25 protein-coding genes are annotated in these 22893 nt (G+C 58.7%); 12 read left to right on the forward strand and 13 right to left on the reverse strand.

Annotated features, from left to right (window positions below; translation table 11 throughout):
- The first annotated feature begins 181 nt into the window (after nt 1-181).
- On the forward strand, nt 182-838 hold the full coding sequence (locus tag EX00_RS05245) for an invasion associated locus B family protein (protein ID WP_047454825.1): 657 nt from the start codon (nt 182-184) through the stop codon (nt 836-838).
- 150 nt (nt 839-988) lie between these two features.
- Here EX00_RS05245 and hspQ read toward each other — a convergent pair whose 3' ends face one another.
- The 3 genes from hspQ to EX00_RS05260 form a co-directional block, all read right to left on the reverse strand.
- Nucleotides 989-1318 carry a heat shock protein HspQ gene (gene hspQ / locus EX00_RS05250; RefSeq protein ID WP_047454827.1) on the reverse strand — a complete coding sequence of 110 codons (330 nt, stop codon included), beginning with the start codon at nt 1316-1318 and terminating at the stop codon, nt 989-991.
- Between the two features lie 234 nt (nt 1319-1552).
- Complete coding sequence (gene glnA, locus EX00_RS05255; protein ID WP_047454830.1) at nt 1553-2962, reverse strand: type I glutamate--ammonia ligase; 1410 nt, start codon at nt 2960-2962, stop codon at nt 1553-1555.
- A gap of 61 nt (nt 2963-3023) precedes the next feature.
- On the reverse strand, nt 3024-3362 hold the full coding sequence (locus EX00_RS05260; protein WP_003579240.1) for a P-II family nitrogen regulator: 339 nt from the start codon (nt 3360-3362) through the stop codon (nt 3024-3026).
- Nucleotides 3363-3515: 153 nt separating this feature from the next.
- On the opposite strand from EX00_RS05260, the gene EX00_RS31415 reads away from it, so the two are divergent.
- Nucleotides 3516-3752: a hypothetical protein gene (locus EX00_RS31415; protein WP_155294022.1), complete on the forward strand. Its 237-nt coding sequence runs from the start codon at nt 3516-3518 to the stop codon at nt 3750-3752.
- On the forward strand, nt 3712-5187 hold the full coding sequence (locus EX00_RS05265) for a bifunctional ADP-dependent NAD(P)H-hydrate dehydratase/NAD(P)H-hydrate epimerase (RefSeq protein WP_047457462.1): 1476 nt from the start codon (nt 3712-3714) through the stop codon (nt 5185-5187). The genes EX00_RS31415 and EX00_RS05265 overlap by 41 nt, the downstream gene beginning before the upstream one ends.
- 6 nt (nt 5188-5193) lie before the next feature.
- Here the strand turns inward: EX00_RS05265 and EX00_RS05270 are convergent, their stop codons facing one another.
- Together EX00_RS05270 and uvrA are read right to left on the reverse strand one after the other, a co-directional pair.
- Nucleotides 5194-6000: a DUF72 domain-containing protein gene (locus EX00_RS05270; RefSeq protein ID WP_047454836.1), complete on the reverse strand. Its 807-nt coding sequence runs from the start codon at nt 5998-6000 to the stop codon at nt 5194-5196.
- A gap of 31 nt (nt 6001-6031) precedes the next feature.
- Nucleotides 6032-8953 carry an excinuclease ABC subunit UvrA gene (gene uvrA, locus EX00_RS05275; RefSeq protein WP_047454838.1) on the reverse strand — a complete coding sequence of 974 codons (2922 nt, stop codon included), beginning with the start codon at nt 8951-8953 and terminating at the stop codon, nt 6032-6034.
- 258 nt (nt 8954-9211) lie between these two features.
- Between uvrA and EX00_RS05280 the strand changes: the two genes are divergently transcribed.
- Nucleotides 9212-9769, forward strand: a complete 558-nt coding sequence (locus EX00_RS05280) for a single-stranded DNA-binding protein (protein WP_047454839.1) — start codon at nt 9212-9214, stop codon at nt 9767-9769.
- Between the two features lie 67 nt (nt 9770-9836).
- Here EX00_RS05280 and EX00_RS05285 read toward each other — a convergent pair whose 3' ends face one another.
- Nucleotides 9837-10469 carry a MarC family protein gene (locus tag EX00_RS05285; protein WP_047454841.1) on the reverse strand — a complete coding sequence of 211 codons (633 nt, stop codon included), beginning with the start codon at nt 10467-10469 and terminating at the stop codon, nt 9837-9839.
- A 227-nt stretch (nt 10470-10696) separates the two neighbouring features.
- Between EX00_RS05285 and gyrA the strand changes: the two genes are divergently transcribed.
- Nucleotides 10697-13501 carry a DNA gyrase subunit A gene (gene gyrA / locus EX00_RS05290; RefSeq protein WP_047454843.1) on the forward strand — a complete coding sequence of 935 codons (2805 nt, stop codon included), beginning with the start codon at nt 10697-10699 and terminating at the stop codon, nt 13499-13501.
- Between the two features lie 98 nt (nt 13502-13599).
- On the opposite strand, the gene EX00_RS05295 is transcribed toward gyrA, so the two are convergent.
- The 5 genes from EX00_RS05295 to EX00_RS05305 all read right to left on the reverse strand — a co-directional run bounded on the left by EX00_RS05295 (nt 13600) and on the right by EX00_RS05305 (nt 15473).
- Nucleotides 13600-13959 carry a DoxX family protein gene (locus tag EX00_RS05295; protein ID WP_047454845.1) on the reverse strand — a complete coding sequence of 120 codons (360 nt, stop codon included), beginning with the start codon at nt 13957-13959 and terminating at the stop codon, nt 13600-13602.
- Nucleotides 13952-14596 carry a TetR/AcrR family transcriptional regulator gene (locus EX00_RS05300; protein WP_047454847.1) on the reverse strand — a complete coding sequence of 215 codons (645 nt, stop codon included), beginning with the start codon at nt 14594-14596 and terminating at the stop codon, nt 13952-13954. Before EX00_RS05300 ends, EX00_RS05295 begins: the two co-directional genes overlap by 8 nt.
- A gap of 228 nt (nt 14597-14824) precedes the next feature.
- Nucleotides 14825-14959, reverse strand: a complete 135-nt coding sequence (locus EX00_RS32130; protein ID WP_267884715.1) for a hypothetical protein — start codon at nt 14957-14959, stop codon at nt 14825-14827.
- 41 nt (nt 14960-15000) lie between these two features.
- The gene (locus EX00_RS31695) at nt 15001-15159 is read right to left on the reverse strand and encodes a hypothetical protein (RefSeq protein ID WP_007696021.1); all 159 of its coding nucleotides are present in this window, start codon (nt 15157-15159) and stop codon (nt 15001-15003) included.
- Nucleotides 15160-15254: 95 nt separating this feature from the next.
- Nucleotides 15255-15473: a hypothetical protein gene (locus tag EX00_RS05305; protein WP_047454848.1), complete on the reverse strand. Its 219-nt coding sequence runs from the start codon at nt 15471-15473 to the stop codon at nt 15255-15257.
- Between the two features lie 201 nt (nt 15474-15674).
- On the opposite strand from EX00_RS05305, the gene coaD reads away from it, so the two are divergent.
- The 5 genes from coaD to tgt all read left to right on the forward strand — a co-directional run bounded on the left by coaD (nt 15675) and on the right by tgt (nt 19721).
- The gene (gene coaD, locus EX00_RS05310) at nt 15675-16178 is read left to right on the forward strand and encodes a pantetheine-phosphate adenylyltransferase (protein ID WP_047457465.1); all 504 of its coding nucleotides are present in this window, start codon (nt 15675-15677) and stop codon (nt 16176-16178) included.
- Nucleotides 16179-16215: 37 nt separating this feature from the next.
- Nucleotides 16216-16788, forward strand: a complete 573-nt coding sequence (locus EX00_RS05315; protein WP_047454850.1) for a peptidylprolyl isomerase — start codon at nt 16216-16218, stop codon at nt 16786-16788.
- Between the two features lie 138 nt (nt 16789-16926).
- Complete coding sequence (locus tag EX00_RS05320) at nt 16927-17427, forward strand: peptidylprolyl isomerase (RefSeq protein ID WP_047454852.1); 501 nt, start codon at nt 16927-16929, stop codon at nt 17425-17427.
- 74 nt (nt 17428-17501) lie between these two features.
- Complete coding sequence (gene queA / locus EX00_RS05325; protein ID WP_047454854.1) at nt 17502-18584, forward strand: tRNA preQ1(34) S-adenosylmethionine ribosyltransferase-isomerase QueA; 1083 nt, start codon at nt 17502-17504, stop codon at nt 18582-18584.
- Between the two features lie 6 nt (nt 18585-18590).
- Complete coding sequence (gene tgt, locus EX00_RS05330) at nt 18591-19721, forward strand: tRNA guanosine(34) transglycosylase Tgt (RefSeq protein WP_047454856.1); 1131 nt, start codon at nt 18591-18593, stop codon at nt 19719-19721.
- Nucleotides 19722-19756: 35 nt separating this feature from the next.
- On the opposite strand, the gene EX00_RS05335 is transcribed toward tgt, so the two are convergent.
- Nucleotides 19757-20452 (reverse strand): class I SAM-dependent methyltransferase, encoded by a 696-nt coding sequence (locus EX00_RS05335; protein ID WP_047454858.1) that lies wholly within the window; start codon nt 20450-20452, stop codon nt 19757-19759.
- 366 nt (nt 20453-20818) lie between these two features.
- On the opposite strand from EX00_RS05335, the gene EX00_RS05340 reads away from it, so the two are divergent.
- Together EX00_RS05340 and EX00_RS05345 are read left to right on the forward strand one after the other, a co-directional pair.
- The gene (locus EX00_RS05340) at nt 20819-21208 is read left to right on the forward strand and encodes a VOC family protein (protein WP_047457467.1); all 390 of its coding nucleotides are present in this window, start codon (nt 20819-20821) and stop codon (nt 21206-21208) included.
- Nucleotides 21209-21501: 293 nt separating this feature from the next.
- The gene (locus EX00_RS05345) at nt 21502-22371 is read left to right on the forward strand and encodes a cell wall hydrolase (protein ID WP_047454859.1); all 870 of its coding nucleotides are present in this window, start codon (nt 21502-21504) and stop codon (nt 22369-22371) included.
- Between the two features lie 85 nt (nt 22372-22456).
- On the opposite strand, the gene EX00_RS05350 is transcribed toward EX00_RS05345, so the two are convergent.
- Nucleotides 22457-22876, reverse strand: coding sequence for a DUF4864 domain-containing protein (locus EX00_RS05350; protein ID WP_047454861.1), 420 nt, complete (start codon nt 22874-22876; stop codon nt 22457-22459).
- Nucleotides 22877-22893 lie beyond the last annotated feature (17 nt).

A 22893-nucleotide genomic window follows, 5' to 3' on the forward strand; every position in this document is an offset into this window, starting at 1 on the left:
GTCTCAACAGAAAAGACCAAAGAAAAGCTGGATATCCGCGCCAGTGCGATGTAACAGGAGTCCCGGGTTTCCCGGGTCATGCATTCGCCTTATTCATTCGACAGGTGGACAGTAGTTTGACCCGGTTGGCATGGGGCGACAGGCTGTCGTCCCGCATCGGATTTCAGGAGGCGGTTTCGCTATGACGTTCAAGACTGACAACAAAATGCGGGCAGGTCTGTCTGCTCTGGCTCTCATGATCGGTGCAGCGCTTCCGGCGGTTGCCCTTGCTCAGGATGCCTCCAGCGCAGCACCCGCCGATGGTGGTGGCGACGCCAGCCAACCGCGCCTTGGCTGGTACAAGACCTGCACCAAGCAGGATGACGCCGATATCTGCATCGTTCAGAACCTGATGATGGCCAACAACGGCCAGCTCGTGACGGCGGTCGGCCTCATCTCGGTCGACGGCAAGGTCAACCGCAAGATCCTGCAGATTTCTGTCCCGACCGCACGTTTGATTCCTCCGGGCATCACCATGCAGATCGATGGCGGCAAGGGCCAGAAGCTCGACTACGCTGTCTGCCTGCCAGACAAGTGCACGGCCGAAGTACCGGTGACCGATGCCATGATCGCAGCCTTGAAGAAGGGTACCGACGTGACCTTCACCTCGATCAACTTCCGTCGCGCTCCTAACCCGATCAAGATCTCGCTGACCGGTTTTGGCGCAGCTTTTGACGGTGCTGCCATCTCCGACTCGAAACTGGCCGAAAGCCAGAAGAGCCTGCAGGACAGCATGCAGAAGAAGGCCGAGGAAGCCCGCAAGAAGCTCGAAGACGCTCAGAAGGCCGCCAAGCAGTAAGCTGCGGCGCCCGCCAGATTTCACGAAAAGCCCGGCGCAAACCGGGCTTTTTCTTTTGCGACACTGACCTGGTGAAAAGCAGTCCGCTCAAAACGAAAGGGAAGACGTTGGGAGCGTCTTCCCTTCGATAAACCTAAGTATAATCGGCGCTTAGTGTGCAAAGCTCATCTTGGGCTTGAGCTCGCCCGTGGGCGCCTTGTCGAAGATCTGAGCGATCTGTGGGTTGCGGAGTGGGACGCCACTCTCGTCATTGACCAGGTTCTGCTCTGATACGTATGAGACATACTCCGTCTCGTCGTTTTCGGCGAGAAGGTGATAGAAGGGCTGGTCCTTGCTGGGCCGCACTTCCATCGGAATGGAATTCCACCATTCTTCGGTATTGGCGAATTCCGGATCGACGTCGAAGATGACACCGCGGAAGGGGAACATCCGGTGTCGAACCACGTCGCCTATATTGAATTTTGCGTTGCGTTGTTTCATGGCGCGACTTCCTTTCAAGCAATCATGTGGTGGGTTTCACCGCCGATATCAAGGATTTTGCCCCGATTCCTTCATGTAACCGTCACATTCAATTAACGCCGATCTGCCCTGATTGTTCGATCATGCGACGCACGAAATGTGACACCCAGTGAGGCAGCCGTGACTGAAAGATGCCTGCCGCACGCTTGCCAGCTATGAAAAAGCCCCGGCGAACCGGGGCTTTTACCTCGGTTCTTATGCCGAGTAATACATGTCGTATTCGACCGGATGCGGGGTCATTTCGAAGCGCATGACTTCCTGCATCTTCAGTTCGATGAACGAGTCGATCTGGTCGTCGTCGAAGACGCCGCCGGCGGTCAGGAACTTGCGGTCCTTGTCGAGGCTCTCGAGCGCTTCGCGCAACGAGCCGCAAACCGTCGGGATCTTCTTCAGCTCCTTCGGCGGCAGGTCGTACAGATCCTTGTCCATGGCCTTGCCCGGATGGATCTTGTTCTTGATGCCGTCGAGGCCGGCCATCAGCATGGCGGCGAAGCTGAGATACGGGTTTGCTGTCGGGTCAGGGAAACGGACTTCGACGCGCTTTGCCTTCGGGTTGGTGCCGAAGGGAATGCGGCAGGAAGCCGAACGGTTGCGTGCCGAGTAGGCGAGCAGAACCGGAGCTTCGTAACCCGGGACGAGACGCTTATAGGAGTTCGTCGACGGGTTAGTGAAAGCGTTGAGAGCCTTGGCGTGCTTGATGATGCCGCCGATGTAGTAGAGGCAGCTCTCGGAGAGACCCGCATATTCATCGCCCGCGAAGGCCGGCTTGCCGGCTTTCCAGATTGACTGGTGAACGTGCATGCCCGAGCCGTTGTCGCCGAAGATCGGTTTCGGCATGAAGGTCGCCGTCTTGCCGTAGGCGTTGGCGACCTGATGGACGACATATTTGTAGATCTGCATCTTGTCGGCGTTGCGCAGCAGCGTGTCGAACTTGATACCGAGTTCGTGCTGAGCGGCGGCGACTTCGTGGTGATGCTTTTCGACGACGACGCCCATTTCGCCGAGAACCGTCAGCATTTCCGAACGCATATCCTGAGCGCTGTCGACCGGCGGGACCGGAAAGTAGCCGCCCTTGACACGCGGACGATGGCCGAGGTTGCCGGTTTCATAGTCGGTGTCGTCGTTCGACGGCAGTTCGCTGGAGTCGAGCTTGAAGCCGGTGTTGTATGGATCGGCCTTATACTTGACGTCGTCGAAGACGAAGAATTCGGCTTCCGGACCGAAGAAGGCGGTGTCGCCGATGCCGGATGCCTTGAGATAGGCTTCGGCCTTCTTGGCGGTGCCGCGCGGGTCGCGATTGTAGGCTTCGCCCGAAACCGGGTCGAGAATGTCACAGAGGATGACCATGGTGGACTGCGCGAAGAACGGATCCATATGAACCGTTTCGGTATCGGGCATCAGTACCATGTCGGATTCATTGATGGCCTTCCAGCCAGCAATCGAGGAGCCGTCGAACATGACGCCATCGGCGAACATGTCTTCATCGACGCAGACGATGTCCATCGTGACATGCTGCAGCTTGCCCTTGGGGTCGGTAAAGCGCAAGTCAACGAACTTGACGTCGTTATCCTTGATCTGCTTGAGAATTTCGCTTGCCGTCGTCATTAAATTTCTCTTCCCTTGACTTAGATGACGATTTTTAGCCGCGGCCAAAAGGCCGGGCGGGTTAGATGGCGTCTATGCCAGTTTCACCGGTGCGGATTCGAATGACCTCTTCGATGTTGGAGACGAAAATTTTTCCGTCGCCGATACGGCCAGTCTGCGCTGCCTTGCGGATAGCGTCGATCACCGCCTCCGCGTTTTCGTCTGCCAATACGACTTCGACCTTCACCTTCGGCAGGAAGTCAACGACGTATTCAGCACCACGGTAAAGTTCCGTGTGGCCTTTCTGACGACCGAAGCCCTTCGCTTCCGTGACGGTGATGCCCTGCAGTCCGACTTCCTGAAGGGCTTCCTTCACTTCGTCGAGCTTGAAAGGCTTAATGATCGCTTCGATCTTTTTCATGAGAAAATGTCTCTCCGCTTTTCCTGTTACAGCAGGACTACTCCCCGCTCGGCCAACGTGATGCACGTATCATGCCAGTTCGGAATGGTCCGCTGCAAAAAATCCCGGCGAATTGACGCCGAGATCACGGATTGATGAGGATTTTTCGGGAAAATGAAAGCGATTTCGCACGAAAATGAGCGGGATAAGCAAAATTTTGCGAAAAAGTGCCTCAATCCTCACAATCGTACCTCGGTGGGGTGTTTGTGGTTGGTGGATTTATTTTATGCAAATGCACAAGTATTAATCATATTAAGCTACGGAATGACGGTTGTTTTTCAGGCAGGTTTCGGATTCAATATTGTCCATCATGATGTTACCGATCGCCGACCTGCTTCTTTCGCCCAATGATATGGCTGCCGTCGATCGCGCCGCGGCCGCTTCGGGTATCGATCCCTATGGCCTTATGGAAAAGGCGGGTCTGGCGGTGGCCGCGAGCGCCCTTCGGAATTTCCCTGGAGCCCCACGATATGTCGTACTCTGCGGCCCCGGCAACAATGGTGGCGATGGCTATGTAGCGGCGCGTGCGCTGTGGCAAAGCGGTGGGGAGATCCTGCTCTTTCATCTAGGTGACCCCAAAACGCTGAAGGGCGATGCCGCTCGCGCCTTTGCCAATTGCCCTGTTAGAGGGGAGGCGTTGGAGCATTATCTGCCGCGCGCCGGCGATGTGGTCATCGATGCCATCTTCGGCGCCGGGCTCTCCCGTCCGGTTCCCGATCAGGTCGCTGAGACTATCGCGCGCGTCGCCGAAGCCGGTATCCCCGTAATTGCCGTCGACTTGCCCTCCGGCCTCGACGGTGGCAGCGGTCAGGTGCTTGGTTCTGCCTTCCGCGCGGAACGCACGATCTCCTTCATGACCCGCAAGCCTGGCCATTTGCTAATACCGGGGCGGGATCTTTGCGGCATATTGGAGATTTTCGACATCGGCATTCCCGCGCGTATTGTCCTTGCCCATGCGAATGGCATGCTTGCGGAGAATACGCCGGCGCAATGGCTGGTGAACCTGCCAACGGCTGCCACCGACACCCACAAATACAAACGCGGCCACCTCGTCGTCTTTTCCGGCGGCGCGACAGCTACGGGCGCGGCGCGCATGTCAGCCATGGCTGGACTGAAGGCGGGGGCGGGGCTCGTTACCATCGCTTCGCCGGAACAGGCGCTGGCGGTCAATGCCGGCACGCTGACGGCAATCATGCTGCACGCGGTCGAGGATGAGGCGGCATTGCGCGAGTGGCTCTCCGACAAGCGCCTTTCGACCTTTGTCCTTGGTCCCGGCTTCGGCGCCGGCGAGAAGGCTCGACAATGTGCGCTGGCCCTGAGCGACCGCCATCTGGTGCTCGATGCCGACGGCATCACCGCGTTCCGCGACGATCCGCAACGGCTGTTCGACGCCTTTGCGGATGGGCCGACACGTCTGGTGCTGACGCCGCATGAGGGTGAATTCGCCCGTCTCTTTCCCGATATTGCCGCCGACTGTGCGCTGAGCAAGGTGGAGAAGGCGAGGGCGGCGGCGGCACGGGCTCATGCCGCCATCATCTACAAGGGTGCCGACAGCGTCATCGCCGCACCCGACGGCCGGGCGCTGATCAATGCCAATGCACCGCCATGGCTTGCCACTGCGGGCTCCGGCGATGTGCTCGCCGGCATCATTGGCGGGCTGATGGCACAGGGCGCGCCCGCCTTCGAAGCGGCCGCCGCCGGTGTCTGGCTGCATGGCGTCGCCGGGCAACGCGCGGGAAAGGGACTGACGGCGGAAGATCTTGTCGCTAACGTCACGCCCGTTTGAGAGACGCTATTTTGCGACTTCTTCCTGTAGCGCGATCGCGCCATGCGGCGCGTTGACCTTGCCCTCATGGATCATGAAGGCGAAGACGTCGCGCGGCTCGACCTTGACCTTTCGACTTCCGTCGATCAACGGCAGATCGTCGGGGATTTTACCCTCGGCCCAGGTCTCCAGCCGTTTCGCCCAAGCCTTCAAATCCTTCGGCGGATAGCAGGTCTTGATCTCGTCAGAGCCCTTCTGCAGGCGGGCATAGACGAAATCGGCGGTCACATCGGCGATCATCGGATATTCGAAATGCTCGGCGCAAACCGGCGCGACATTGTATTTGGCGAGCAGCGCGATGAATTCGGGTACCTTGAACGAGTCGTGCCGGACCTCGACGACATGCTGGAGCGCAAGGCCATCCTGTTTGCCTGGCAGCAGCTTCAGGAACGCCTCGAAATCATCCGGGTCGAACTTCTTGGTTGGAGCGAACTGCCAGAGCAGCGGTCCAAGATGATCGCCCAACTCGCTGATGCCGGAGTCTAGAAAGCGCTGCATCGACTCGCCGGCCTCGGCAAGCACGCGCCGATTGGTGACGAAACGCGTCGCCTTGAGCGAGAAGATGAAACCATCCGGCACGTCGGCTGCCCACTTGGCAAAAACCTCAGGCTTCTGCGTGCTGTAATAGGTGCCATTGACCTCGATCACCTTTAGCTGGCGACTGGCGAAATTGAGTTCGTCCTTCTGCTTGAGCGTGTCGGGATAGAATGTCCCGCGCCATGGCTCAAACGTCCAGCCGCCAATGCCGGTTCGGATCGTTCCGGTTTTGCTCATTCTCTCCTCCATTTGATTGAGCGAGGCTAATTCACTCCGCCGCTACCACTTTTTTCATCGGCCGCCGCTCCAGCAATTCCTTGAGGAACTGTCCTGTATAGGACCGCTTCTCCTTGACGATCATCTCCGGCGTGCCCGTGGCAACGATCTCGCCGCCGCCGTCACCGCCTTCGGGACCAAAGTCGAGAACCCAGTCAGCCGTTTTGATGACTTCGAGGTTATGCTCGATGACAACGACCGAATTGCCCTGGTTGACCAGCTCGTGCAGCATTTCCAGAAGCTTGGCGACGTCGTGGAAATGCAGGCCGGTGGTTGGTTCGTCGAGGATATAGAGCGTGCGGCCGGTCGATCGCTTCGACAGTTCCTTGGCTAGCTTGACGCGCTGCGCCTCGCCACCCGAAAGCGTATTGGCCTGCTGGCCGACCTTGATATAGCCGAGACCTACATCCTTCAGGCTCTGGAGCTTGTCGCGCACGGCGGGAACGGCTGCGAAGAAATCGACGCCTTCCTCGACCGTCATGTCGAGCACGTCGGCGATCGACTTGGTCTTGAAGGTGACGTCTAGCGTCTCCCTGTTATAGCGCTTGCCATGGCAGACGTCGCAGGTGACGTAGACGTCGGGCAGGAAGTGCATCTCGATCTTGATGACGCCGTCGCCCTGGCAGGCTTCGCAACGGCCGCCCTTGACGTTGAAGGAGAAGCGACCCGGCTGGTAGCCACGCGCCTTGGCTTCAGGCAGGCCGGCGAACCAGTCGCGGATCGGCGTGAAGGCACCGGTATAGGTCGCCGGGTTCGAGCGAGGCGTGCGGCCGATCGGCGACTGGTCGATGTCGATCACCTTGTCGATATGCTCGAAGCCGTCGATCCGGTCGTGATCGGCCGGGATTTCGCGCGCGCCCATGACGCGGCGTGCGGCGGACTTATAGAGCGTCTCGATCAGGAAGGTGGACTTACCACCGCCGGAAACGCCGGTGACGGCAGTGAAGACGCCAAGTGGGATCGCGGCGGTGACATCCTTGAGGTTGTTACCCCTGGCGCCGATGACCTTGATCTCCTTGCCCTTCTTGATCTTGCGGCGCTCGTCGGGAACCGGCACGCCGAGTTCGCCGGAGAGATATTTCCCGGTCAGCGACTTCGGGTTCGCCATGACCTCCTGCGGCGTACCATGCGCCACCACCTGGCCGCCATGTATGCCGGCGGCGGGGCCGATATCGACCACATCGTCCGCCGTCATGATCGCATCCTCGTCATGTTCGACGACGATCACCGTGTTGCCGATGTCGCGCAGATGCTTCAGCGTTTCCAATAGGCGCGCATTGTCGCGCTGATGCAGGCCGATCGAGGGTTCGTCGAGCACGTAGAGTACGCCAGTCAGGCCCGAGCCGATCTGCGAGGCCAGCCGGATACGCTGGCTTTCGCCGCCGGACAGCGTGCCGGAATTGCGCGACAGGCTCAGATATTCGAGACCGACATCGTTGAGGAAGCGCAGGCGATCGCGGATCTCCTTGAGGATGCGGACCGCGATCTCGTTCTGCTTGTCGGTAAAGGTCTCCGGCAGCAGCTCGAACCAATCGCGGGCAATCCGGATCGACATTTCCGCGACCTGGCTGATGTGGAGCTTGTTGATCTTGACCGCCAGCGCCTCCGGCTTCAGGCGATAACCATTGCAAGCCGGGCAGGGGGCGGCCGACATGAAGCGTTCGATCTCTTCGCGCGCCCAGGCGGAATCCGTTTCCTTCCAGCGTCGCTCCAGGTTCGGCACGATGCCTTCGAAATTCTTGTGCGTCGTATAGGAGCGGGCGCCATCGGCGTAGTGGAACTCGATTTTGTCCTCGGTACCATTGAGGATGACGTCCTTCGCCGTATCGGGCAGGTCGCTCCAGCGGCTGCCGAGCTTAAAGCCGTAATGCTTGCCGAGCGCTTCCAGCGTCTGATTGTAATAGGGCGAGGTCGACTTGGCCCAAGGGGAGATCGCGCCGTCGCGCAGCGTCCGCTCCGGCTCCGGCACGATCAGCGCGGGATCGATCTTCTTCAGCGAGCCGAGGCCGTCGCAGGACGGGCAGGCGCCGAAGGGATTGTTGAACGAGAACAGGCGTGGCTCGATTTCCGAAATGGTGAAGCCGGAGACCGGGCAGGCGAATTTTTCCGAAAACAGCACGCGCTCATGCGTCTCGTTCAGCGACTTGTTGGCCGAACCACCGGCCGAAGTTTCCTCCGGCGGCAGAGGCTTGTCGGCGAATTCCGCAACGGCAAGACCATCGGCGAGACGCAGTGAGGTTTCGAAACTGTCGGCCAGACGGGCAGCCATATCGGGCCGGACGACGATACGGTCGACCACGACGTCAATGTCATGCTTGTATTTCTTGTCGAGCGTCGGCGCATCGGCGATTTCGTAGAACTGCCCGTCGACCTTGACGCGCTGGAAGCCCTTTTTCATGAGCTCGGCCAGTTCTTTCTTGTATTCGCCCTTCCGTCCGCGCACCAGCGGCGCCAGAATGTAGAGCCTCGTGCCCTCTTCGTAGGCGAGAACGCGGTCGACCATCTGGCTGACTGTCTGGCTTTCGATCGGCAGGCCTGTCGCCGGCGAATAGGGCACGCCGACGCGGGCAAACAGCAGGCGCATATAATCGTAGATTTCGGTGACTGTGCCGACCGTCGAGCGCGGATTGCGCGAGGTGGTCTTCTGCTCGATCGAAATCGCCGGCGACAGGCCGTCGATCTGGTCGACATCCGGTTTCTGCATCATCTCCAGAAACTGTCGCGCATAGGCCGAAAGGCTCTCGACGTAGCGGCGCTGTCCCTCGGCATAGATCGTGTCGAAGGCAAGCGAGGATTTTCCGGAGCCCGAAAGTCCGGTCATGACGATCAACTTGTTGCGCGGAAGATCAAGGTCAATGCCCTTGAGATTGTGCTCGCGTGCGCCACGTATGGAAATAGTCTTCAGTTCGCTCATCGTCGTACAATTGTCCCTTGGAGTCTGCCTTTATTTAGTGATGCCAGCCCGTGAGTCGAGGCTGAAATGAAGGACAGGACCAGGTTTTCGATTCGGTTGACAGGATCATAGGGACAAACTAGAACAAAGAAAGAACAAAATTCCTTGTGGATGAAGCTCCCTCGGATGATTGCTTAAATAGCACCTGATGGCGGCAATGGTCTAAGGTGTATGGATAAAATTTCAGAGCCGTCGATGGGCGGCAAGTAGGGTGGTGTCATGGCCGGTAGTGTGAACAAGGTAATTCTGGTTGGAAATCTCGGGGCGGACCCGGAAATTCGCCGTACGCAGGATGGCCGTCCGATCGCCAATCTCAACATCGCGACATCGGAAACCTGGCGCGATCGCAATTCCGGCGAGCGCAAGGAAAAGACCGAGTGGCATCGTGTGGTCATCTTCAATGAAGGTCTCTGCAAGGTCGCCGAGCAATATCTAAAGAAGGGCGCCAAGGTTTATATCGAAGGCGCGCTTCAGACCCGTAAGTGGCAGGATCAGAATGGCCAGGATAAGTACTCAACCGAAATCGTGCTGCAGGGCTTCAATTCGACGCTGACCATGCTGGACGGTCGCGGTGAAGGCGGCGGTGGCGGCGGCGGTAATCGTGGCGGCGGCGGTGATTTTGGTGGCGGTGATTACGGCGGCGACGACTATGGCCAGTCTTCGCCACAATCCTCTGGTGGCCGTAGCGCTGGCGCAAGCCGTGGCGCTCCCGCAAGCGGCGGCGGCGGTGCTGGCAGCAACTTTTCGCGCGATCTGGACGACGATATCCCGTTTTGATCGAGCGGCGCTGATCGAGAGATTATACCGAATTGCGTTGAATGGCCCGCCCTCTCGGCGGGCTTTTCTATGCGGCCCCCAGGGCAGACCTTACGCCGTCTACGACGAACTGGGCGGCAAGTGCGGCGAGGATGACGCCGAGCAGGCGGGTCAGGATGGCGCGGCCGGTTGCCCCCAGCATGCGGTCGAGCCTGTCCGAGATTGCGAGCGCCGCGAAGACAAGCCCGAGATTGACGGCGATGACGCCGATCAGCTGCGCCCGGTCGAGCGTGGTTTGCAGCGAGCCGGCGAGCAGGATGGTTGCCGAAATGGCGCCGGGGCCGGCGATCAGCGGCAAGGCGAGGGGGAAGACCGCGATATTGTGGATGTGATCCTTTGTGATCGCGACCTCGGTCGTCTTCTCCTTCCGGTCCTGCCGCTTCTCGAACACCATCTCGAAGGCGATCCAGAAGAGCAGCAGGCCGCCGGCGATGCGGAAGGCGCCGATGGAGATGCCGAGAATGCCGAGCACGCTGGCGCCGAACAGCGCGAAGGCGGCCAGGATGAAGAAGGCGATCAACGATCCGCGCAGGGCCACCTGCTTGCGCTCTGCCCGGTTCATGCCGGCTGTGAGGCCGATGAAAAGCGGAGCGAGACCTGGCGGATCGACGGTGACAAGAAGCGTCGTGAAGGCATTGATTAGCGTGTCCGCGCTCGCCATATGTTCCCCAGCCATTTGTTTTCTATGGTTCTTGACCTCATTGATATGCGAGGAATGAGCTTTCGCAAAGCGCAATGCGGACAATCCGGGACGCGCCGCCACGGAAATGTTCGAATTAGCGGGTTAAGAGGGCAAAAGCCTGTTCAAAAGCACCCACCAAAATTGGCGCTTCCAGGGCCTTTCGGCTATAAATTTCGCAGTGATTCTAAAAGAGATCGTGATCTGTTTTGACTGAGCAAACACCACCCGGCGGCGGGAAGCTCCCGCCAGGCATCGAGCCAATTTCCATCATGGAGGAAATGCAGCGGTCGTACCTCGATTACGCCATGAGCGTGATCGTCAGCCGCGCACTTCCCGATGTTCGCGATGGTCTGAAGCCCGTTCATCGACGCATCCTTTATGGCATGTCGGAACTCGGGATCGACTGGAATAAGAAATATGTAAAATGCGCCCGCGTAACCGGTGACGTGATGGGTAAATACCATCCGCACGGCAACTCGGCCATTTACGACGCGCTCGCCCGTATGGCGCAGCCTTGGTCGCTTCGCCTGCCGTTGATTGACGGCCAGGGCAATTTCGGCTCCGTCGACGGCGATCCGCCTGCGGCTGAACGTTACACCGAATGCCGCCTGCAGAAGGTGGCGCATGCGCTGCTCGACGATCTCGACAAGGAAACCGTCGATTTCCGCGACAACTATGACGGCACGCTGAGCGAGCCCGTCGTCGTGCCGGCAAAGTTCCCGAACCTGCTCGTCAACGGTTCCGGCGGCATTGCAGTCGGCATGGCGACCAATATTCCGCCGCATAACCTGTCGGAAGTGATCGACGGCTGCATCGCGCTGATCGACAATCCGGCGATCGAGCTGCCGGAAATCATGCAGATCATTCCGGGGCCGGATTTCCCGACAGGCGCCAAGATCCTCGGTCGTGCCGGTATCCGCTCCGCCTATGAGACGGGGCGCGGCTCCATCGTCATGCGTGGCGTTGCGGCGATTGAGCCGATGCGTGGCGACCGCGAGCAGATCATCATCACCGAAATTCCCTATCAGGTGAACAAGGCGACGATGATCGAGAAGATGGCCGAACTCGTGCGCGAAAAGCGCATTGAGGGCATCTCCGACCTGCGTGACGAGTCCGACCGCCAGGGCTATCGCGTTGTCGTCGAGCTGAAGCGCGACGCCAATGCTGATGTCATTCTGAACCAGCTGTATCGTTATACGCCGTTGCAGACCTCTTTCGGCGCCAACGTAGTCGCGTTGAATGGCGGCAAGCCAGAGCAGTTGACCTTGCTCGACATGCTGCGCGCCTTCGTGTCCTTCCGCGAGGAAGTCGTCAGCCGTCGTACCAAGTACCTGCTGCGCAAGGCGCGCGAACGCGCCCACGTCCTGGTCGGTCTTGCCATCGCCGTCGCCAATATCGATGAAGTCATCCGCGTCATCCGTAGCGCTCCCGATCCGCAGTCGGCGCGCGAAGAGTTGATGACCCGCCGCTGGCCCGCGGAAGATGTCGAATCCCTTATCCGGCTAATTGACGATCCGCGCCACCGTATCAACGAAGACCGCACCTATAATCTCTCGGAAGAGCAGGCGCGTGCCATTCTCGAGCTGCGTCTTGCCCGCCTGACGGCACTCGGCCGCGACGAAATCGGCGACGAACTCAACAAGATCGGCGCCGAGATCAAGGATTATCTCGATATCCTGTCGTCGCGTGTCCGCATTCAAGCCATTGTAAAAGAAGAGCTTATCGCGGTTCGTGACGAGTTCGGCACGCCGCGTCGTACCGAGATCGTCGATGGCGGCCTCGAAATGGACGATGAGGATCTGATTGCCCGCGAGGACATGGTCGTCACCGTTTCGCATCTCGGCTATATCAAGCGCGTGCCGCTGACCACCTATCGCGCCCAGCGCCGTGGTGGCAAGGGTCGCTCCGGAATGACAACGCGTGACGAAGATTTCGTTACCCGGCTATTTGTTCTCAATACGCATACGCCGGTGCTGTTCTTCTCCTCGCGCGGCATCGTCTATAAGGAGAAGGTCTGGCGCCTGCCGATCGGAACGCCGACGTCGCGCGGCAAGGCGTTGATCAACATGTTGCCGCTGGAGCCCGGCGAGCGCATCACCACGATCATGCCGCTGCCCGAGGACGAGGACACCTGGGACAACCTCGACGTGATGTTCACGACGACGCGCGGCACCGTGCGCCGTAATAAATTGTCGGATTTCGTTCAGGTCAACCGCAATGGCAAGATCGCCATGAAGCTGGAGGAGGAGGGTGACGAAATCCTCTCCGTCGAGACCTGCACCGAGCATGACGACGTGCTTTTGACGACGGCGCTTGGACAGTGCATCCGCTTCCAGGTCTCGGACGTGCGCGTCTTTGCCGGCCGTAATTCCATCGGTGTTCGCGGCATCTCGCTGGCCTCGGGTGACAGCATCATTTCGATGACCATCGTCAACCATGTGGACGCCGAGCCTTGGGAGCGCGCCGCCTATCTCAAGCGCTCCACCAACGAGCGTCGCTCGACCACGGGGGACGATGAGGAAATTGCGCTGGTTGGCGAGGAAGTCACCGAAGAGGGACAGCTGAGCGACGAGCGCTATGAAGAGCTGAAGGCGCGCGAGCAATTCGTGCTGACGGTCTCGGAAAAGGGCTACGGCAAGCGTTCGTCCTCCTACGACTTCCGCATCTCCGGCCGTGGCGGCAAGGGCATTCGTGCCACCGACACGTCGAAGACTGCCGAGATCGGCGAGCTGGTCGCTGCCTTCCCGGTCGAGGAAAGCAATCAGATCATGCTGGTCTCGGATGGCGGTCAGCTGATCCGTGTTCCGGTCGGCGGCATTCGCATCGCCAGCCGCGCCACCAAGGGCGTCACCATCTTCTCGACCGCCAAGGACGAAAAGGTCGTTTCGGTCGAGCGCATCAGCGAACCGGAAGGCGATGATGACGCCGTCGAGGCGGATGCTGAAGGTGGCGTGCCGAATGGAGACGTCGAGGCGCCTGCCGGCGATGCCGAAGGGACTAGCGAGGAATAGCTCGCGGTTTTCATGAACTGACTGGAAAACGGCCGCCCTTGGGCGGCCGTTTTTGTTTGCTCGAGAACATCGGTATAGATCTTGGAATGCAGCGTGCCTCATGGAGAGGCGGTAAGACCTGCCCGCCAGGTGGTCCAGCCTGTCAGCAGTACCAGGCCCAATGCGATCGCGGGAGCAATGGCATGTGAATATTCGCCATGTCTAAGCACAGTCGCAGTTGCCGCGAGCATTACGGCTGCGGCAAGTGCTAGGCCAAGAAGGCGAGTAGGGCGCAAAAGGATGAGGGCGGCGGCAGCCAGCTCGACTATACCGGTCACGTAATGAAACCATCCGGGATAGCCCCAGCGCTGGTAATCATCGAGAATGGTGTTGGATGCAAAAATATTGCCCAATCCTCCAGCCACGAAGAAAACTCCCACGATCCATGGAAGTATCAGGCTCCATTTGAATTTACCCACGGTCTTTTGCCTCCCTTGTTATGGCGCCCAGCAGAAATGTCTTAACTGCCGCTTCGCTCAGGCGTTCGATTGTAGTTTTATCCGGCGGTTTGCGATCAATCCCCACGAGCCCGCGTAATTGCGGCGCCATCACCAGCATGCTCAGGAACTGCTCGGCTAAATCAAACGCGGAGATGTCTTCCCGAAACTGACCGTCCGCCTGCTTTGGTTCGATCCAGCTTGCCAGAATGCGCGCGGCATTCTCCGGGCCTCCGAACCAGATTGCCTGGGCGAGCCTCGGGAATTGATGGCCCTTGGATGCCATCAGGCGATGTAGTGCGAGCGTTTGTGGTTGAAGCACGATGCCGAGAATACTGCGTGCGAAGGATGAGAGAGCCCTGTCGAACTCTCCATTTTTGGGAATTTCCAGCTGTTCGAGCGGGCCGGAAAGATCGGCGCAAAGCCGCGTAACGGCCTCTATAAAAAGCCCTTCCTTGCCGCCGAAATGATCGTAGACATTGCGCCGTGAACCACCGGAGCGGGATATGACCATATCAATGGAAACAGCATCATATCCCTGCTCGAGGAACAATTCCGCTGCACTTTCCACAAGCTGGTTGATCCGGTCCGCCCCACGTTCCGTCCTATGGGTTTCCATATAAACCTCTTCCGATGAATTATGGTATGGTACTATACCATACCATTTGGCGACGCAAGAATCCTGAAGAGGATTTACTGGAGCAGTGCTGCCTTTGATCGGTGTGATGATTTCCGATGTGCAGCTACTGCATGGAAAAAACCGGACGCTTCACAGCGTCCGGTTTGAATCAATTCGAGCAATTTGGGTGCCTACGCGAGGTGGGGGGATCGTCGGGAACCCGAGGGTTCAGAGCGTTCCGTGACGCTTGTTCAGCTTCTTGCTCTCTTCACTTTCGCGATGGAGCGCCGATATGGTGGATGCGACAGACACAATGAACATGATGCTGATGAAAAGCGTAAGCACCGTTAATATCGTGAACATGATCGCTCCCTTCCTCTCGTGGAACTAGCGTTCAGATCCCTTTAGTACTGGCTGGAGGCGGTAAAGGAACGAGCCGAAGCAAAGGGACCATAGATCTTCGACTGATCGGGTTTCTGATCGTAAAGAGCGATCGTTGCTGCAAGCATTCCGGAAATCATAGTCATCCAAACAACGTTAATAAGCGTGATCTTGTCAGGCATACTCTGTTTCCTTCTTACAGCAACGTGCAAATTTAAGGTTCGTACTTTAACGCAGCGGCTCGTGAATGGTTCCGCTATATGTTGGGCTCTATCTATCAGCGTCCATCTGAAGCAACCTTGAATGCCTTGTTCATCTGGCGTTCAGATTCGCGATGCGTTTTGCGCATGGCACTGATGATTTCTTGGGCAGAAATGGCGCCATCCCTGTCGACACGGCTCGCCCATTCGATTTCGTAACTGTTCGCGAACAGGTGAACGACGTGCTCGATGACGATAGAGCCGATAATGGCGACTGCGACGATGAGGACCAACATGACCTGATATTCCTGGGCCGGGGGCGGATGAGCCGATTGAACCGGCCCGTTTCGATGTTGGGGTGAGTAAAGCATTGTCGATCTGAAACGGGCTTGAACGTCGCATTCATCCGCCGTTCAGAGGCAGCCGCCCGGTTGCAAATGACTTGCGAGAAGGGGCTATCCGTGACAAAAGGCGTCGAAACAACGAGCCGGCTTGGTATGACGACAGCCTTTTATCCCGGATCTTTCGATCCCATGACCAATGGACATCTGGACGTCCTCGTGCAGGCGCTGAATGTTGCCTCCAAGGTTATTGTTGCGATCGGCATTCATCCTGGCAAGAAGCCGCTTTTTTCCTTCGAGGAACGGGCCGAGCTGATCAACCGGTCGCTCGCCGATGCGCTGCCGCGGAAGGCGGGCGATATTTCCGTCGTCTCTTTCGACAATCTGGTGGTCGACGCGGCGCGCAAGCACGGCGCAAGCCTCCTGGTGCGCGGCCTGCGCGACGGCACCGATCTCGATTATGAAATGCAGATGGCCGGTATGAACCGGCAGATGGCGCCGGATATTCAGACCCTGTTTCTGCCCGCCGGCACGGCATCGCGGCCCATAACCGCCACATTGGTGCGGCAGATCGCTTCCATGGGCGGCAATGTCAGCGCCTTCGTCCCGCCAGCGGTTCTTGAAGCCCTGACTGGCAAGTTAAAAGATCCGGCCAAATAAAAGCCAGGCCGAAATCCATTTCCCGAACGGAGCACCCATGAAACTTTTTCATATCGCCTTGGCAGGCTTTCTCGGCCTCGCCGCCTTCGCGGGCAGCGCCTTGTCGGCAGCAGCCACCGATCTTCTGACGATCCAGCTGAAGGATGGTCCTGTGGTCATCCAGCTGATGCCCGAAGTTGCTCCGAAGCATGTTGCGCAGATCGAAGCGCTGGCGAAGAAGGGTGCGTATGACAATGTCGTCTTCCACCGCGTCATCGACGGCTTCATGGCCCAGACCGGCGATGTCCAGTACGGCAACACGACGAAGGGCTATAATGCCGCCAAGGCCGGCACCGGCGGTTCCGATCTTCCCAACCTTCCGGCCGAGTTCTCCAAGGTTCCGTTCACGCGCGGCGTTATCGGAATGGCGCGCGCCCAGGATCCAAATTCCGCCAATTCGCAGTTCTTCATCATGTTCGCGGATGGCGATTTTCTGAATGGCCAGTACACGGTCGTCGGCAAGGTCGTCTCGGGCATGGAGTTGGTCGACAAGATCAAGCGCGGCGAGGGCCAGAACGGCGAAGTGAGCGACCCGGACAAGATGCTGAAGGTCACCGTCAGCAAGAAGTAATTCTACAGGCGTGATCCCCAAAAGTGCCTTGCGGTTTTTGGATAAGATCATGCCGAGGCAAGTGGCATGATCCCCAAAAGTGTGAAGCGGTTTTGGGACAAGATCATGCGTAATCAAACATAGAAAGAGGAAACGAAAATGGCTGAGATCAAGGATCCCGAAAACACCCTCATCCTGGAAACCACCAAGGGCGAAGTTGTCATTCAGCTGCTGCCGCAGGTCGCTCCCGAGCATGTCGCCCGCATCAAGGAACTCGCTCGCGAGAAAGCCTATGACGGTGTCGTATTCCATCGCGTCATCGACGGCTTCATGGCTCAGACCGGCGACGTGGAGCACGGTAAGGTCGGCGGCAATACGGCCCGCGCTGGTACGGGCGGTTCGTCCAAGCCGGACCTGAAGGCTGAGTTTTCCGCCACCTCGCACATTCGCGGCACCTGCTCGATGGCGCGTTCGCAGAACCCGAATTCGGCCAACTCGCAGTTCTTCATCTGCTTTGCCGACTCGGCATGGCTGAACAAGCAGTATTCGGTCTGGGGCCAGGTGATCTCGGGCATGGACAATGTCGACAAGATCAAGCGCGGCGAGCCGGTGAAGGATCCGGATTCGATCGTCTCGGCACGGATTGCCGCCGACGTCTGATTGTGATTATTCCTGAAACCCGCCTCTTGCGCCTTTGGCGTGGGGGCGGGTTTCGCTTTGCCTGGATTGCCTGAATGCGTGTTGACCTTTTCGATTTCGACCTGCCGGACGAGCGTATCGCGCTCAGGCCCGCCGAGCCGCGCGACAGCGCGCGCCTGCTCGTGGTCGATCCGAATACTCAGATGGTTCTGAGCGACCACCAAGTCCGTGATTTGCCGTCCTTCCTTCGTCCCGGCGATGCTATCGTCTTCAACGACACGAAGGTCATCCCGGCACAACTCGAGGGCATTCGTCATCGCGAGGGTGCGCCCGGCCAACAGGTATCGGCGACGTTGCACATGCGCGTAGCGCCCGACCGCTGGAAGGCATTTGCCAAGCCGGGCAAGCGCATCAAGATCGGCGACCGCATCCAGTTCGGCCATGGCGAAAATGTCTGCGCTCTCGGCGCGCTTGATGCCGAAGTCGAGGAGAAAGGCGAGGGTGGCGAGATCACATTGCGTTTCGATCTCTCCGGCCCGGCGCTCGACGAGGCGATTGCCGCCGTCGGCCATATCCCGCTGCCGCCCTATATCGCCGCCAAACGCCCGGAAGACGAGCGCGATCGCGCCGATTACCAGACCATCTATGCCCGCGAAGAGGGCGCCGTCGCAGCGCCCACCGCCGGGCTGCATTTCACACCGTCGCTGTTTGCAACGCTGGACGCCATGGGTGTCGAGCGGCATTTCGTGACGCTGCATGTCGGCGCCGGCACGTTTCTGCCGGTCAAGGCGGACGATACCGAAGACCACAAGATGCATTTCGAGATTGGCCATGTCGATGCGGCGACGGCGGAAAAACTGAATGCCGTGAAGGCGAGGGGCGGACGCATCGTCTGCGTCGGCACGACGTCGTTGCGGCTAATCGAAAGTGCCGCCGCCGAGGATGGAACGATCAAGCCTTGGTCAGGCGCCACCGGCATCTTCATTACGCCCGGCTACCGCTTCAAGGCGGTCGATCTGCTGATGACCAATTTTCACCTGCCGCGCTCGACGCTGTTCATGCTGGTGTCGGCCTTTGCCGGCCTCGATACCATGCGCGCGGCCTACACTCATGCTATTGAGACGGGCTATCGCTTCTATTCCTATGGCGATGGCAGCCTGCTCCACCGGAAAGACTAAGACGAGATGAGCGAGAGCTTTCAGTTCCAATTGAAGAAGACCGATGGCGGCGCCCGTCTCGGCGAAGTCTCCATGCCGCGCGGCACGATCCGCACGCCGGCCTTCATGCCGGTCGGTACTGTCGGCACCGTCAAGGCGATGTATCTCGACCAGGTGCGCGAGAGCGGAGCCGACATCATCCTCGGCAATACTTATCACCTGATGCTGCGCCCGACTGCCGAGCGCGTCGCGCGTCTTGGCGGCCTGCACGAGCTGATCCGCTGGCCGCATCCGATCCTGACCGATTCCGGCGGCTTCCAGGTGATGTCGCTGTCCGGACTGCGCAAGCTCGATGAGAAGGGCGTGACCTTCAAGTCGCATGTCGACGGCAGCCTGCACCATATGTCGCCGGAACGCTCGATCGAGATCCAGGGCCTGCTCGGCTCGGATATCCAGATGCAGCTCGATGAATGCGTGGCGCTACCTTCGACCCCGAAGGAGATCGAGCGCGCCATGGAAATGTCCTTGCGCTGGGCCGAGCGCTGCAAGGTCGCCTTCGGCGATCAGCCCGGCAAGGCGATGTTCGGCATCGTGCAGGGCGGCGATATCCCCGATCTGCGTATTCGCTCGGCGCAGGCGCTGAGCCAGATGGATCTGAAGGGCTACGCCGTCGGCGGCCTTGCCGTCGGAGAGCCGCAGGATGTCATGCTGCGGATGCTGGAAACGACCCTGCCGGAACTGCCGACCGAGAAGCCACGCTACCTGATGGGCGTGGGCACGCCGGACGATATCTTGAAATCCGTCGCCCGCGGGATCGATATGTTCGACTGCGTGATGCCGACCCGCTCCGGCCGTCATGGCCTGGCGTTTACCCGCCGCGGCAAGGTCAATATCCGCAACGCCCGCCACGCCGAGGACATGCGGCCGCTCGACGATCAATCGAATTGCCCGGCTTCACGCGATTATTCCCGCGCCTATCTGCATCACCTCGTCCGCGCCAACGAGGCGCTCGGCGGCATGCTGCTCTCCTGGAACAATCTCGCCTATTACCAGGAACTGATGCAGGGCATCCGCAAGGCGATTGCCGAGGGTCGTTTTGCCGACTTCATGGCGGAGACGCAGGAGAACTGGGCGAAGGGTGATCTCGAGCCGGTTTGAGATTCACGGTCTCCGCTAAAGGAAGCTACTCGGACTTATGCTTTCCTCGCTGAAAAGAAGAGGAAGCGCGGTTTGGTCGTGAGGCTGCGAAATGCCTCTGGAAAAAGTTCGCGGGCTCGAGGGTCGGGTTGTGGCTCACTCAGGATATCAATTTGAAAACCCGCTGACTTGAGTGCATCAAACATGGCGTGGAGCGGACGATGCCAGAAGCGCATTGCGATGTCCTGTCCGCCGCGCTGCCAGGTCTCGTCGAAGCTATAGGTCTCGAAATAATTATCGTGGCCGGCTGACGGATGATCCATGAAGGGATGATGTGTGGAAAAAACGAGCCGGCCGCTTTGGGTCAGCAGACGGTTGAATTCCGAGAGGGGCTGCGACCACTCAGGCAGATAATGCATGACAAGCGAGGCGAGGATCAGATCGAAGCTACCGTCCTCGAAGGGCAGTGGCTCATTCAGATCAGCCAAGAGTAATTGCGCGCGTCCTTCAAGACGACGTTGCGCAATTTCCAACAAGCCCGCACTCGAATCGATGCCGGTTAGTATCGCTCCCCGATCAAGAAGTGTTGCGGCATGAGCCCCACCACCGCATCCGGCATCAAGGACCCGGAACCCGGCGACATTGGCAACCATCGAAAGAATTACCGGCCGTTCATAATAGGCATTCCAGGCGTTATTCTCGTTGTCAGCCTGATAGGCCGCCGCAAACGCATCATAATCATTCTCAGACAACGTCGTTCCTCTCCAGAGGCTCACCTAAAAGACGATCGGTATGTAATCCGGGTAGAGATACTCACTCTATCGAAGCACCAATGTCTCCGGCAAGGTTGCGCCCTTAATTTCGATCGACTGGTCTCGAAACCAGTCCCTCGGCCGTAATCCTTGCGCCTGTCCGAATTCAGCGCTAATCGGAACTGTCGAAAAAGGCAGGGTTGGTTTCGGTAAGCCCGACCCCTTCCATCTGGAAGCTCTGTTCCGCGCCTTGGCGCGAGTACCCACGGCGCGGAAGCTTGGTCATATCGGCCGAGCGCCCCGCGTTGGTGTGGGCAGTTTTCGGCCAGCATGCCTCCGCGGGATAGATCTATGGAGCTGTCTGCTATGCGACTAAATCACCTTGATCTTCATGTTCCCGATGTCGCCGCGACGAGGGATGTTCTGGTATCTGCCTTCGGCCTGATCGAGGTCGAGACCCGGGGCGTAAATGGCCTTGCCATCTTGCGCGACGATGCCGGTCTCGAACTGGTCATCAGCCGTCCGATCGAGAAGTTCGGTGGAGGTGATTCGGTCTCGGTTGGACGCAATACCTATCACATCGGCTTCATGCTGCCGTCGCGCGAGGCTGTGGACGAACAATTTGAGCGGGCCAAATTGGCCGGCTGCGACATCTGGCAACCGCCTTCGGTGGTGCGAGGCGGGTGGTTATTTTACTGCTTTGCGCCGGGGCGAATTCTCATTGAAGTCGGTTGGCGTCCAGACCCAATCGCTTAGTCAAAAATATTAATGCCTGTAATGGTTTGTGATGTGATCTTCGTGTCACAAACCGGGCGTTTTCAGGCGGTGCATTCGAGTTTTTTCGGTAGGCCGCGAGGCCATCTGAAATACCGGCGCGATGAGAAAGCGTTTGGAAAAATGGCGAATCGGAATAAACGGTCCGTCCGCCAATGATAAGCTTCATTGGCTAATTTGATCGCGATGGGTTTGGAATTCCTGTGGATTTCGGCTACAACGCTTTTTCTTGATCGATAAGGGCTGTTCTAAATCATAGTAGGAGGCACCTGCCGTTGAGGGCGCAAGGTAAATTGGGGACATGTCTGTCCGGCTTGTTATTTGTCGGATTGGCGGCCACGGGCTGCACGACTGAAACGAAAACATCTTCGGCTACTCATAGCTCGACCAAATCGATCCAGCCGGCGAAGGTAACCTATAATTACACCGCCAAGGATCGCGACTGTCTGAAACGCGTCATGTATTTCGAGTCCGAGCATTCGGACCATGATGGATACATGGCGGTGGGGACGGTCGTGATGAACAGGCTGACGTCGGGGGCCTATGCCAATTCGATTTGCGGCGTCGTCGCACAGGAGCGGCAATTCGCGCCGGGCGTAATGACAAGGCTGGTGCGCCCCGAGGCGGCGCCGGAGCTTGATACGGCTGCCACGGCCATTCTGCGCGGAGAGCGGCATGCGGGTGTGAAGGATGCGATGTTCTTCCACACCAATGGCCTGAAGTTCCCCTATAATAACATGCACTATGTCGCGATAGCCGGCGGGAATGCTTTCTACGAGAAGCGCGGCCGGGATGGCGAGTTGCAGACCCCGGCGCCGCTTCCGGCCTATGAGGTCGCGATGAATTATGTGTCACCGCAAGGCATGTCCGCAGCGCGATCGCCGTTCGTATTGCCGGAAACACAACAAGCGCCTTCCGTCGTCAACTTTACGCCGGTCTCGAACCCGGCTTACACCATGCCGGCAACGACGGTTGTTATCCCGGCGGAAGTTCCCATCCCAACGCCGGCTCCAGCCCTGATTTCGGCGCCAGTAACGCATGGGACGGCAGTCGTCGAACCGATCTCGACGATAGCGATTCCCCAGCCGCGCCCTGATTTCGAGGGTGAGGGCTATTCTGGCAACTCGGCTAGAATTCGCGGCTAATAACGCCAGCAACTGCCTTTTCAGCGGCGCGCACTATCCTGAGTGATAGACGCGCCGCTCCATGGCACAAATCCCGCAATATTGCTCAAATGCCTTTGCTCGCCGTGTTGGGCAGGATCTGCACGCCGTTGATCTTGTAAGTGCCGTCCGGCTGGCGGGCTATCTGATAGATTGCCGTCCAGTCCTTGTCGTCGACACCGGTAATCAGCACTTCCTGATAGACGACGGCGCCGTTGTCGATGGCGCGGCTCTTGCCGAAGGCATAGTTGCCGGGGTGATAGACCGGCTGGTAGCTCTTCTTCACCATTGCGAAAAAGACGTCCTTGTCCGGAAAGAGCGCCTTTATGCCCGGCGCCGCGAAAGAATAGGCAGCTGTCGCATCATTCTGCAGGAAGGCTTCTATCTGTCCCTGGATTAGCGTTTGCGCCGTTAGCACCGGATCTTCCGCACGCGCTTGGGGCGCAAGGATGAGGAAGAGCGTGATGGCGAGGGATAAAGCGCGCATGGACATCTCCGGCGAAT

It is taken from the genome of Martinezella rhizogenes (assembly GCF_000799715.1).
GTDB classification, from domain to species: Bacteria; Pseudomonadota; Alphaproteobacteria; order Rhizobiales; family Rhizobiaceae; genus Rhizobium; species Rhizobium rhizogenes_C.